We start from the raw sequence: 13,072 nt of genomic DNA on the forward strand, positions 1-13,072 counted from the left end.
GTGCGATGAAAAATTAGCTAGTGCGGGCATCCCGTATATATGTTGTCGGCGTCGATACGGATGCCGGGCTGTCGGTGATCCCGAGTACTGAGACTATCGTTGAGGGATGATGGTTTATGCGCTGTCTGATAAAGCGAGGGAATTTTTTACCTGTGGGTGGGAAATTGCTGATTGACCCAATCGTGTTCAGATGATGTTGGGGAATTTATCAATTTGAAATTGATACCATGCCTGTGAACATCAAAAAATGAATGACTCGTTTTAGTGGGATACTTACATAGGATCTAAAGGGGAGAGTTAATGGAGATTGGTGAGTCGGTTGTCAAAGAGGTCATACTCCATCAGGTTGGAAACCGCTTGAGAGAGGAACCTTTGGTTTTGGCGGATAAATGCTTCGCCATTACAGATAGCATTTCTAACGTCATACTTGGCGGTTACTTACGTGGAATTGTCAGCGACAAGAATCAATATGTGCTGAGCCACGAGAGCGATATGGCGTTAAACGATGTGGCACATCATGCATCGGGATTTTTTAGCAAAAAAATTTCTTTTGAAGATCTATCGAAAAATCTGGCCACTCACTTATATTCCTCTACCCATCACCCTAACATTGCGTCTGGCGATCTTTTTGTGATTTTGTTTGATAAGCTTAAAGTGGGTGATGTATATCGTTCTGCAATTGGAATATACAAGTCAGAATCAAAGCAGCAGTATTTGTCAGCTCGCATAGACGGAAAAACACAGCAACTCGAAGTCTCCAGTGGCATAAATCCTGATTTGATTGACAAGGGGGCTTTGATTGTTGATGGGTCCGATATTATCTATGCCATTGATAGGCTCAGCAGTCGAACAAAATACTGGGTTGATGACTTTTTAAATGCAAAGCAGATTCCCAATGAAAGTACTAAGTCAGCCGTTGCTACCGGACTGATAGAGAAGGTTCGTGAAAATATTGAAAGCCCTGTAGAGCGACAAGAGTTTTGTCGGGAAGTCATTGCCTTGTGCTCAGACAAAGACAAGGTTCTGGGTGAAGAAATCAGGGAGCTGTCTGAAAAATATGTATCTCCTGATGTATGGGACAAGGAACTAGAACGACTGGTTGAACGCAAAGGGTTGGTTGATACAAAAGACATTAGTGTCTCTGCAAGAAGCCTTCAGACCAAGTTGAATAGATTATTCAATCGCGTCAACCTAGGTAACGATATTAGCTTGATAATCCCTGGTAGTTTTTTATTTAGTGATGTGGAGTTCAAGCTCGATGGAAAATCTATAAAAATAAATGTGACTTTGGAGAGAAAGAATGGGTGAGCCGTCGAAAATCTCTGGTGAGAATGGAGAAAAAATCACAGAAGAACTCTTGAGGTTGATTGGATGGAATAATCTACTGAAAGGCGTCAGCGTACCTTGCATAAATAAATCTCATAACCGAGAGGAAACTCACGGAAATGACTTTGTTTTTATCTATGACAATCCACTTCATGATAGTCGGACTGATGTTGTATATATCTCATCTAAAAACGCAAAAAGAGGCTACCCTAAGGGGGATCAAGGTGTAAGGACTTTATTCAAAAAACACTTGTCCGAGCTTGATGAGATTGTCTCCTGTTCAAAAATAAGTGCTGAGATCTCACAGAAACTACAAACCTTCCAAGGTCGCAGGCACAAAAAACATGTAGGCCTTCTTGTCTGGTTGCATGGGGACAGCGAAAATTTAGAAAAAGATATTAAACCGGCCTTAAGCAACATACAACTTGACTTATCCTCAAATTGCCCACTCTATCTATTAGATATGTCACGCGCCTCGTTCATTAAAGAGGCAATTAGTCATTTCCGGGCCATGAAGCAGGGGAAAGAGTATAGTTTTTATTATCCAAAGCTTGGGAATGTTATTGCCTCTGCAGATGAACGATATGGTGATGTGCTACCAATTGAGCTCATAGCTTCCGATCTCATTCCCATTAGATTCACTCTGGGAGAAAGACCTTCTCTGTGTCTATATGTCAAACAAGCTTTCTCGGAAGAATCTCTCAAGAAAATTTGCAGTCTGGCTTTCGACTTCGCTGACGGGTGGGTTGAGGACATATTTATTGGCCTAGAAAGCTACCACCCTGCAAATGACAAGCAAGCAAAAGATGCTGTCCTGATGTCTTATCAAGAGAGGAAAGCACGTATTAAAGTGTTTTGCTATAAAGAATCTCTCCTTGATCTTCTGGAGTATTGATTATGAACACACCGAACAGACAAGCTCCTGCCAAACAATTTGATTTTGAGCGAGCCATGCTGTGGGGGGATCGCTTGAGAGTACTGCTCAATAGTGATCACATCAGCAATGGTGAAATCACAGAAACACTCAAGGAGAAAGGGATATTTATAGGCAGCACCAACAAATCGGATACTGTACCACTTTTGAGTGCTTCCTTGTTAACTCCGACCGAATTCAAGATGCTCGTTGAAAAGTCCTTTACTCGAGAATCAGGAAAAAAGTATTCGTCTTGTAATTTTAAATTAACATCTTCAAGTGTCGACTGGAAGTCGGAAATTCTTAATAACTTCGATTCAGCGATTGAGGGTATTAAACTTGACGATGATCGTGAGTTTGCTTCCGAACCCTCTATTTCGGTTGACTCTGATGGAAATGTCCTGATCGCATATTCCTTGCGAGTGCTAGATTTCAGCAAAGACTGGATAGAGCAGGAGGTCGTTTATCCGGGGGAAATACTGCTTAAACAATCTGGCAGCGGTTTGGAAATTGAGGTCAACAGATTCAGAACATCCAAGGACACCAATAAGCTCAACGATGCCATTACTGGGGCCATCGGTAAGTTCTATAAATCAAAAGGTGTAACATTGAACGAACAACCTGAATCCATTTTTTTTAATGACTTCACGAACAGTGAACGTATCCGTTTCTTTCTGCAATTGACATCTGTCAAGGCTCCTGATTTCTCTTTCAAGGAGATCGGTAACTTCGAGATCATTCGAGATCAGGAAGCCGGGGCACTGCCGAGAGAACAACGAATTGAGTGGATGGAAGGTCATGTCAACAAAATACAGATAAAAGGTAGTGATCTTGGGAAAATATTCCTTCTCCATGAACCAAGCTACTACCAATATTACTATTTGATAAAAATGACAGCTACATATGCCTTCAAATTTGGAGCCAATACTGGTGACTGTGGTGTCGAGTTTTCATTTTCAGGAAAAACTTCAAGAGATGACAATTACTCTGGAACCACATTCGATTTCAGTATCGAACGACTATCGCGACTAGAGGAAGGAAGTAAAAATCAGGTAAGAAAAGCGATCATTCAGAAAATTCAGGAAGCAAGGGATGCTGCTTTCAAGCATATAAAGCCGTAGTTGTTGATGTACCTTTCCATAACGATGCAGCATCCGGTAAATCGCCAGATAAATTCCGTTATCAGCCAGTATCAGAATGATTTGTGACGGTGGCAAACTGGCGTAATCTGGCCCATGGAAGACTACCAGTATTGCTCACCCAACCGGTTTGCCGGGGAGGGCCTGACCGCGCTGGCACGCTTGTCTTCCATCGGCGTTTGCCAGCGCCGCTACGCCTGTTCACTTAATCCGGCTCCCGTCAGAAATCTACCTGATTCCCCAAAAGCAAAAAACCAGCCTGTAGGCTGGTTTTTCTAAATAAGTGGTGCCCGGACTCGGAATCGAACCAAGGACACGGGGATTTTCAATCCCCTGCTCTACCGACTGAGCTATCCGGGCAACGGGGCGCATTAAACCGGATTCAGGCGTCTGCGTCAACGTGAATTCACCCACTTTTTGACGGTTTGGCTGCTTTTTCAGCGTTTATGCGGTTTTTGCGTAAATAAACAACAACATCCGGCGCAATGCCATGCTTTCAGAGGACGTCGGGCGTGAAAACATTACGCCAGCGCACCGTGTTTACGGCACATGGCGACCCGCAGTACGTCTTCTGCCAGCCGTTTTGCCACGGTGACATCGGATAACTGGCGTTTTACCAGTAACTTGCTCAGGCAGCCTTCCAGAATCAGTTCCAGCTGTAAGGCCACCATGTCGGTGTCGTCGGTTTCCAGCTCTTCGAGCAGGGCTTTGGTGTACTGGTACGAGGCCTGCTTTTGTTGCTCGGCAATCTGATGGATAGGGTGGAGTGGGTCAGGATAGGCGCTGCAGGCCGCAATAAACAGACAACCGGGAAAACGGTGCTGGCTGACGGCGTCCTGTAAACGTTGGTAGCGCTCCAGCAGTTTTTGTTCGGGGCTGAGGTGTTCATCCAACTGCACCTGCTTGCGCCAGATACTGATTTGCTGGCTGTGGTAACGCAGGCTGTCATACAGCAGCGCCTCGCGGTCAGGCCAGAAGGGCAGGAGTTCGGCGGGAGAAACGCCCACTTGGTCTGCCAGCATCTCCAGCGTTGTGTCGGCGAATCCGCGCTGCTCCAGTAACGCCAGCGCCTGTTCCAATACTTCTTCGCGTTGCATCATGCTTCTCCTGCTTATTCACTGTCACTAACCAGTGTGGTTTATCCCCGCTATCTTTCAAGCCCAGTGCCGACGGCACGCTATCGCTCGGGTTAGCGTTTTAGCGTTTGCAAATGTGCGGCAAAGGCGGCGGCATCCATGAAGCCGGTGACGCGTGAGCCGGGAATTTCCTGGCCGCTGGCATCAAAAAACAGAATCGTCGGCAGCCCCAGTACCTTTAACTGTTGTAGCAGCGTTCGCTGTGCTTCGTTGTTGGCGGTGACGTTCGCCTGTAGCCGCTGCAGGGTAGACAGCGACTGCTGTACGGTCGCATCACGGAAGGTGTATTTCTCGAACTCCTTGCAGGCCACGCACCAGTCGGCGTAGAGATCAAGCATGGTGATACGGTTATCGTTGTGATTCAGCGCGGTCGTCAGTTCCGCCAGCGTATTGGCAGGCGTAAAACTCAGTTGGCTGGTGTGGGTTGGCTCTGCCTGTACCGGAGTGAAGAACCAATCCTGTAACGGCCGGGCTGCCAGTAGCGCCCCCAGCAACAGCAGAATCTGTACCACGCGCATGGCACCGGCATGACTGCGCAGGCTAAGGGCAAACGCCCAGCCGAAAAATGCCACGCCGAGCAGCGCCCACAGTCGCCACTCCCAGGTGTCGCCCAGCACCCTTCCCAGCAGAAAGACCGGTAATGCCAGAATGACAAACCCAAACCCCTCTTTGACGTGATTCATCCAGGGGCCGCGTTTGGGCAATAACCGGTTGCCGAACAGGGTAATCGCCATCAGCGGCAGGCCCATACCCAGTGCATACAAATACAGTGAGCCGCCACCGGCCAGCAGGTTGCCACTCTGCGCAATATATAGCAGCAGCGCGCTAAGCGGCGCGGTGGTGCAGGGTGAGCAAATCAGCCCGGCCAGCGCGCCCATCGCGAATACCCCGACAACGGAGCCGCTTTGCTGGCGGTTGCTCCACAGCGTCAGGCGTGTCTGCAACGATGACGGCAACTGCAGGCTATAGACGCCGAACATGGATAGCGCCAGCGCCGCGAACATGACCGATAAGCCTGTCAACACATAAGGGTGTTGCAACGCAGCCTGAAAGCGCAGCCCGGCGGCGGCCACGATCAGGCCGAGCAGGGTGTAGGTCAACGCCATGCCCTGCACGTACACCAGCGTCAGCAGCAGTGTGCGACCGGTCGATAAACGTTGCTGCCGACCGAGAATCAACCCGGAGATCAGCGGATACATCGGCAATACGCAAGGCGTGAACGCCACGCCGATACCAATCAATAACGCCCACAACGGCGAAAACGGTAGCGTCGGCGTATGCGTGGCGTCTGGCTGCGGCACGATGGCGGCTGGCGTTGCAGGCGTGTCGGTGTTTGTCGTACTGACGTTTGTAGAACCAGCGTTTGTTGCACTCAGCGGTATCGAACGGGTTTCCGGCGGGTAGCAGAAGCCTGCGTCGGCACAGCCCTGATAGGTGATGCTCAGCGCAGCACCGGGCGGCACATTACGCAGGGGGACGTTGAGCGTCAGCGACTGGCGGTAAATAGAAACATCGCCAAAGAATTCGTCACGGTGTGATTCACCCGGTGGCAGCGTCACACCCGGTGGCGCGATAAGCGTGCTATCCAGCTTGATTTGCTGACGATACAGGTAGTAGCCAGGGTGAATCTGCCAACTGACGGTCAGTTGATCGCCATGCTGTTGAAAATCCAACGCGAAGGCCTGGTCGACCGTCAGAAACTGAGACTGGGCGCTGCGCCCGAACGGGTTTTGCGCCGGGGCCAGAGGGCTGAAAAACAGGCTGAGGCACAGAAGCGTCAGCGTAAGGATGCGTTGAGCCATGAGAGATAGTCGCTGTCGCCACCCTCGACCGGTAACACCAGCAGTTCTGGTGTCTGGTAAGGATGCTGTTGTTTCAGGTGAGTCAGCAGGGCGGACTGATGTTCCCTGTCGCTTTTAAGCAGCAGTTGAATCTCCGTCTGCTGTTCCAGTTTGCCTTCCCAATGGTAGAGGGAGATTGCGCCGGGCAGTAAGGTGACACAGGCGGCCAGATGCGCTTGCAGCGCAGAGTGGGCCAGCTGTCGGGCGCAGCGCTCATCGGGGGCGGTACACAATACCACCACGGCACTGTTGGGTAACGTTTCGTTATTTAACGCTTTTTCGCTATTTAACAGCGGATTGTCGCTGGAATCAGACATCGTGACCTCGATAACGGTAACGGTGGACACACTATACCGTGTGAGGTGGGTAAGCGTAAGGTTGGATCGGCGCCAGCACGCCGATCCGAAAAAACTTTACGAAAGGAAGGAGGGTTACAGCACCATGTTACCGATCACAAAACCGAAGGCGACCGACAACGAAATTGCCACCACACCGGGGATCAAAAACGCATGGTTGAACACATATTTACCGATGCGAGTAGAGCCGGTGTCATCCATTTCTACCGCCGCTAACAGTGTGGGGTAGGTAGGCAGGACGAACAGCGCCGATACGGCGGCGAACGAGGCGATGGCGGTTACCGGGCTCACACCCAGCATCAATGCCGCTGGCATCAGCGCCTTGGCGGTAGCCGCCTGTGAATAGAGCAGCGTCGCGGCGAAGAACAGCACGACGGCCAGCATCCACGGATGGCTTTGCAGCAGCGTGCCTGCTGTGCTCTGAATATCGGTGATGTGTGCTTTAACGAAGGTGTCGCCCAGCCAGGCTACGCCCATCACACACACACAGGCACTCATACCGGATTTAAAGGTACTGGCGCTGAGGATCTGCGCGGTATCAACGCGGCAGGTGATGCAGATAAGCGTGGCGATAGTCAGCATAAAGACGACGATCGCTTCGTTACGCGGCAGTACCGGGTTTTGAATCAGCCCAACCGTGTCGCTGATGGCGGTCGCGTATAACACCACGGCGATAATACCGATAAGAAACAGTCCCACGGAGAGTTTGGCACCGGGCTTCAGTTCCTGATGGCCGTGACCACGCAGTGTGACTTCGCCTTTGCGTAAACGTTCCTGATAGATCTCATCATCTTTCAGCTCTTTGCCGAGGAAATTGGTGAGGATAGCGGTCAGCATAATGGCAATTAGCGTACTGGGGATGCAGATGCCAAGCAGTGCCAGATAGCTTACGCCTTTCGGTTCGAGCAGGCCTGCGACGAAAACCACCGCCGCAGAGATAGGTGAGGCGGTGATCGCGATTTGTGACGCGACAACCGCTATCGACAGCGGACGAGACGGACGGATGCCTTGTTCTTTTGCCACTTCAGCGATAACTGGCAGCGTAGAGAACGCGGTGTGACCGGTACCGGCCAGCAGCGTCATGAAATAGGTCACCAGCGGAGCGAGAAAGGTGACGTAACGCGGCTGACGGCGCAGCAGTTTTTCCGCCAGACTGACCAGATAGTCCATACCACCGGCTATCTGCATGGCAGCGATAGCGGCGATAACCGCCATGATAATTTCGATGACATCGAACGGGATAGCACCCGGTTTAATGTGAAGCCCTAGCGTTAAAACCAGTACGCCTAACCCGCCGGCAAAACCGATACCGATGCCGCCGAGCCTGGCGCCCAGATAAATAGCGAGGAGTACTATAAATAGTTCCAGAATAAGCATGTTGATGTTCCTTCTGATTTTGTTGCCCGTGACATTGCAAAACGTCTTTCCATATCTTTTTCTTATGGTTATAGCTAAAGGTTGGCCCTTTGCGGTGCGGAAAAAAGAGTGGATAGAACAAAGGCACGCAGCCCAAATGGACTGACGTGCCTTACAGAGAAGACGGTGCGGAATTAGGACGCGTCTTGGTCTTCGGTGTAGCGTTTGGCCTTGTAAGCCGGGTGCATCAGGTTCTGCACAGAGAAGATGTCATCCAGCTCAGCTTCGGTCAGCAGACCGCGCTCCAGTACCACTTCACGCACGCTCTTACCGGTTTCGGCGCAAATCTTACCGACGATATCGCCGTTGTGATGGCCGATGAACGGGTTCAGGTAGGTGACGATACCGATAGAGTTGAACACGTAGGATTCGCACACGTCTTTATTGGCGGTGATGCCTTCGACGCATTTTTCCAACAGGTTGTAGCAGGCATTGGTCAGAATCTGGGTAGATTCGAACATCGCCTGACCGATTACCGGTTCCATCACGTTCAACTGCAACTGACCGGCTTCGGCTGCCATGGTGACGCAGGTGTCGTTGCCAATCACTTTGAAGCACACCTGATTGACGACTTCCGGTACAACCGGGTTGACCTTGGCTGGCATAATGGACGAGCCTGCCTGCAGTTCCGGCAGGTTGATTTCGTTCAGACCGGCACGCGGACCTGAAGAGAGCAGACGCAGGTCGTTACAGATCTTGGACAGTTTCACCGCCAGGCGTTTCAGCGCGCCGTGTACCATGACGTAAGCACCGCAGTCAGAGGTCGCTTCGATCAGGTCTTCGGCCGGTACGCATGCCAGCTTGCTGACTTCGGCCAGTTTCTGCACAGCCAGTTGCTGGTAGCCTTCCGGTGTGTTCAGACGAGTACCGATAGCGGTCGCGCCCAGGTTCACTTCCAGCAGCAGTTCTGCGGTGCGCAGCAGGTTTTTGTTCTCTTCTTTCAACAGCACGTTGAAAGCGTGGAACTCCTGGCCCAGCGTCATCGGTACCGCATCCTGCAACTGGGTACGGCCCATTTTCAGGATGTTGTCGAATGCTTTCGCTTTTTGTTCAAAGCCGTCGCCCAGTACGGTGACCGCTTCGACCAGTTTCAGAATGCTGGTGTATACCGCGATACGGAAACCGGTAGGGTAGGCGTCGTTGGTAGACTGGCATTTGTTGACGTGGTCGTTGGGGTTCAGGTACTGGTATTCCCCCTTTTTGTGGCCCATCAGTTCCAGACCGATGTTGGCCAGCACTTCGTTGGTGTTCATGTTGACGGATGTACCCGCACCGCCTTGGAAAACATCGACCGGGAATTGATCCAGACATTTGCCGTTGACCAACACTTCGTCACAGGCTTTGATGATGGTGTCGGCAATCTTGCGCGGTATGGTTTGGAGTTCACGGTTAGCCATGGCGGCGGCTTTTTTCACCATCACCATGCCGCGTACAAATTCTGGAACGTCACTGATTTTCTGGTTGCTGATATAGAAGTTTTCTATAGCACGCAGTGTATGGACGCCGTAGTACGCATCAGCCGGAACTTCTCTGGTACCTAACAGATCTTCTTCAATACGAATGTTATCTGACATGAGAGCCTTCTCTTATACTTCTGTCGATTAGAATTTATAGGGTGTATCGTCTTACCGTGGAGTACAGCAGCAGAATGTTTAACCACCATGCTTGCTGTTGCTATTATGATATTCTGTTGGTTAACGTGATTTCCGTTGCCCGGATCACATATGGGCAGTCATTTCTCTCCTGGAGTATGAACTGTGATGAGGGTCATGACCTCGTACAGAAATAGTTAGATACCTCATCAACGTGGTTGAAAAAAGGCGACTGCACTACCATCTCCTTGATCAGCGCCCGCCAATAATGGGTAAATGGCGTGTACGAGTATAAGGTACTGTACCACGCCGACTGGTCGTATCTTCATACCTGATCATGATGACAGCGCGAGGTGATCTGTATCACCGCGTGATGTTGAGTAAACATTTTTATCAATGAGTTAGCTATTAACCACAGGAGCTTTGGGTGCGCTGGTTACCGCTTTTACTGATTTTTCTGTTCGTTTACATCGAAGTCTCCCTCTTTATTCGGGTGGCCGATGTGCTGGGCGTTGCGGTCACGCTGCTGTTGGTCGTGATGACATCCTGCATTGGGATCTCCATGGTGCGTAACCAGGGAGTGAAGAACATTATGTTGATGCAGCAGCGTCTGCAGGCTGGAGAAAGCCCGGCGGCCGAGCTGGTTAAGAGCGTATCGCTGATCCTGGCCGGTTTCCTGCTGGTGGTTCCAGGTTTTTTCACCGATTTTCTCGGGTTATTGCTGTTGCTGCCGCCGATACAAAAACACCTGACGCTTAAACTGATGCCGCATCTGCAAGTCTGGGGTGGGCGTCCTGGGCCGAATAACCGAGGTGGTCAGGGCAATGTGTTTGAAGGTGAGTTTCAGCGTAAAGATGAGCATGAGCGGTTGGATCAATCCGACAACGATCGTCACAACGACCATAACAGCGACAATCACCACAACGGCAACCCTCCGGGCGGTTCCTCGCATCGCTAAATCCGGCCCCTGCGGGGCGTTGACTGGCGTCGGGCGCGTTTGTCGCCGGGGTTTGGCAGAAAAATTTCATTTAATGCAAAAAAAATTTCTTTCCTCCCTTGAAGCGTCATGAAACGTCCCCACTTAGTTCACCACAAGGCCGGATGTCAGAATCATCCGGCATTTAACCTAAGCTGATATGGACTTTCTCAAAGGAGAGCTATCAATGAAAATTCGTCCATTGCATGACCGTGTAATCGTCAAGCGCAAAGAAGTTGAGTCAAAATCTGCTGGCGGCATCGTTCTGACCGGTTCTGCAGCGGGTAAATCCACCCGTGGTGAAGTTCTGGCTGTTGGCCATGGCCGCATCCTGGAAAACGGTGAAGTGAAACCGCTGGACGTGAAAGTAGGCGATATCGTCATTTTCAATGATGGCTATGGCGTGAAGACTGAGAAGATCGACAACGAAGATGTGTTGATCATGTCTGAAAGCGACATTCTGGCGATTGTTGAAGCCTAATCTTACGTAATCATCTGTGAACTGAACGAAACGAATTCAAGGGAAACTACCAATGGCAGCTAAAGACGTAAAATTCGGTAATGACGCTCGAGTAAAAATGTTGCGTGGCGTTAATGTGCTGGCTGATGCCGTAAAAGTTACGCTGGGCCCGAAAGGCCGTAACGTAGTACTGGACAAATCCTTCGGCTCGCCGACCATCACTAAAGACGGCGTGTCCGTTGCGCGCGAAATCGAACTGGAAGACAAGTTCGAAAACATGGGCGCTCAGATGGTGAAAGAAGTTGCCTCTAAAGCTAACGATGCAGCAGGCGACGGCACCACCACCGCGACAGTACTGGCTCAGGCTATCGTTAACGAAGGTCTGAAAGCCGTTGCTGCGGGCATGAACCCGATGGATCTGAAACGCGGTATCGACAAAGCGGTTGTCGCTGCTGTAGAAGAACTGAAAAAACTGTCCGTTCCTTGCGCTGATACCAAAGCTATCGCTCAGGTAGGTACCATCTCCGCCAACTCCGACGAAACCGTGGGCAAGCTGATTGCTGAAGCCATGGAAAAAGTAGGCAAAGAAGGCGTGATCACCGTGGAAGAAGGCTCTGGTTTGCAAGATGAGCTGGACGTGGTTGAAGGTATGCAGTTCGATCGCGGCTACCTGTCTCCGTACTTCATCAACAAACCGGAAACTGGTTCTGTTGAGCTGGAAAGTCCGTTCATCCTGCTGGCTGACAAGAAAATCTCCAACATCCGCGAAATGCTGCCGGTGCTGGAAGCTGTTGCCAAAGCTGGCAAACCGCTGCTGATCATCGCTGAAGACGTAGAAGGCGAAGCGCTGGCAACGCTTGTGGTTAACACCATGCGCGGTATCGTGAAAGTGGCTGCGGTGAAAGCACCGGGCTTCGGCGACCGTCGTAAAGCTATGCTGCAGGACATCGCTACCCTGACTGCCGGTACTGTGATTTCTGAAGAAATCGGTCTGGAGCTGGAAAAAGCGACGCTGGAAGATCTGGGCCAGGCTAAGCGTGTAGTTATCAATAAAGACACCACCACCATCATCGATGGCGTGGGCGATGAAGCCACTATTCAGGGCCGTGTTACCCAGATTCGCCAGCAGATCGAAGAAGCGACTTCCGACTACGATCGTGAAAAACTGCAGGAGCGCGTAGCTAAACTGGCTGGCGGTGTTGCGGTTATCAAAGTTGGTGCTGCGACCGAAGTCGAAATGAAAGAGAAGAAAGCCCGCGTTGAAGATGCGCTGCACGCGACCCGTGCTGCCGTTGAAGAAGGCGTGGTTGCCGGTGGCGGCGTGGCGCTGATCCGCGTTGCTACTGCTATCAATGGCCTGAAAGGCGATAACGAAGAGCAGAACGTAGGTATCAAAGTTGCCCAGCGTGCGATGGAAGCGCCGCTGCGTCAGATCGTTTCCAACGCCGGTGAAGAGCCGTCTGTGGTTGCTAACAACGTAAAAGCGGGTGAAGGCAACTACGGTTACAACGCGGCAACCGAGCAGTATGGCAACATGATCGACATGGGTATTCTGGATCCGACCAAGGTAACCCGTTCTGCTCTGCAGTACGCGGCTTCCGTTGCGGGCCTGATGATCACCACCGAATGTATGGTGACCGAGCTGCCGAAAGGCGACGCGCCTGATTTAGGTGCTGCTGGCGGTATGGGCGGCATGGGTGGCATGGGCGGCATGATGTAATCAGCCGCGCCGTCGCAGCGATATCTTCGCTACGATACCCGTCGCACAAGAAACTACCCGGCTTTGGCCGGGTAGTTTTTTTTATGGGGCCAGCGCTCTGGTGTGTTGTGCTCGTCCGTGACGTTTTTACAACGCACATGCTCACAATGAATCTATTTACAACGCGTCTATTTACAACGCATCTGATGCGTGACGCC

The 13,072-nt window shown here is 51.0% G+C and carries 11 protein-coding genes and 1 tRNA gene; 6 read left to right on the top strand and 6 right to left on the bottom strand.

Annotated elements, in window-relative coordinates:
- Positions 1-300: 300 nt before the first annotated feature.
- Genes DD586_RS02665 through gapS4b form a run of 3 tightly spaced genes read left to right on the top strand, consistent with a single transcriptional unit; the run spans position 301 to position 3,360 of the window.
- On the top strand, positions 301-1,308 hold the full coding sequence (locus tag DD586_RS02665; protein WP_012883271.1) for a nucleoid-associated protein: 1,008 nt from the start codon (positions 301-303) through the stop codon (positions 1,306-1,308).
- A complete protein-coding gene (gene gapS4a / locus DD586_RS02670) occupies positions 1,301-2,221 on the top strand; it encodes a GapS4a family protein (RefSeq protein ID WP_012883272.1) in 921 nt (306 codons plus the stop codon). Before DD586_RS02665 ends, gapS4a begins: the two co-directional genes overlap by 8 nt.
- 2 nt (positions 2,222-2,223) lie before the next feature.
- Positions 2,224-3,360 carry a GapS4b family protein gene (gapS4b, locus tag DD586_RS02675; protein ID WP_012883273.1) on the top strand — a complete coding sequence of 379 codons (1,137 nt, stop codon included), beginning with the start codon at positions 2,224-2,226 and terminating at the stop codon, positions 3,358-3,360.
- A gap of 302 nt (positions 3,361-3,662) precedes the next feature.
- Here the strand turns inward: gapS4b and DD586_RS02680 are convergent.
- From DD586_RS02680 to aspA, 6 genes are all read right to left on the bottom strand, one after another.
- A tRNA-Phe gene (locus tag DD586_RS02680) sits at positions 3,663-3,738 on the bottom strand.
- A gap of 161 nt (positions 3,739-3,899) precedes the next feature.
- Entirely contained in the window at positions 3,900-4,475 is a 576-nt protein-coding gene (gene dicD / locus DD586_RS02685) for a division control transcriptional repressor DicD (RefSeq protein WP_012883274.1), read from the bottom strand.
- 92 nt (positions 4,476-4,567) lie between these two features.
- Entirely contained in the window at positions 4,568-6,316 is a 1,749-nt protein-coding gene (locus DD586_RS02690) for a protein-disulfide reductase DsbD (RefSeq protein ID WP_012883275.1), read from the bottom strand.
- Complete coding sequence (gene cutA / locus DD586_RS02695) at positions 6,292-6,672, bottom strand: divalent cation tolerance protein CutA (RefSeq protein ID WP_012883276.1); 381 nt, start codon at positions 6,670-6,672, stop codon at positions 6,292-6,294. The genes DD586_RS02690 and cutA overlap by 25 nt, the downstream gene beginning before the upstream one ends.
- A gap of 114 nt (positions 6,673-6,786) precedes the next feature.
- Entirely contained in the window at positions 6,787-8,088 is a 1,302-nt protein-coding gene (locus DD586_RS02700; protein ID WP_012883277.1) for an anaerobic C4-dicarboxylate transporter, read from the bottom strand.
- A 173-nt stretch (positions 8,089-8,261) separates the two neighbouring features.
- Complete coding sequence (gene aspA, locus DD586_RS02705; RefSeq protein WP_012883278.1) at positions 8,262-9,701, bottom strand: aspartate ammonia-lyase; 1,440 nt, start codon at positions 9,699-9,701, stop codon at positions 8,262-8,264.
- 445 nt (positions 9,702-10,146) lie between these two features.
- Between aspA and DD586_RS02710 the strand changes: the two genes are divergently transcribed.
- The 3 genes from DD586_RS02710 (at position 10,147) to groL (ending at position 12,875) form a co-directional block, all read left to right on the top strand.
- Positions 10,147-10,677, top strand: coding sequence for an FxsA family protein (locus DD586_RS02710; protein WP_012883279.1), 531 nt, complete (start codon positions 10,147-10,149; stop codon positions 10,675-10,677).
- Between the two features lie 205 nt (positions 10,678-10,882).
- A complete protein-coding gene (locus tag DD586_RS02715; RefSeq protein WP_012883280.1) occupies positions 10,883-11,176 on the top strand; it encodes a co-chaperone GroES in 294 nt (97 codons plus the stop codon).
- A 52-nt stretch (positions 11,177-11,228) separates the two neighbouring features.
- Positions 11,229-12,875 (top strand): chaperonin GroEL, encoded by a 1,647-nt coding sequence (gene groL, locus DD586_RS02720; protein WP_012883281.1) that lies wholly within the window; start codon positions 11,229-11,231, stop codon positions 12,873-12,875.
- Positions 12,876-13,072: the final 197 nt, after the last annotated feature.

Source organism: Dickeya parazeae Ech586, assembly GCF_000025065.1.
Classification (GTDB): domain Bacteria; phylum Pseudomonadota; class Gammaproteobacteria; order Enterobacterales; family Enterobacteriaceae; genus Dickeya; species Dickeya zeae.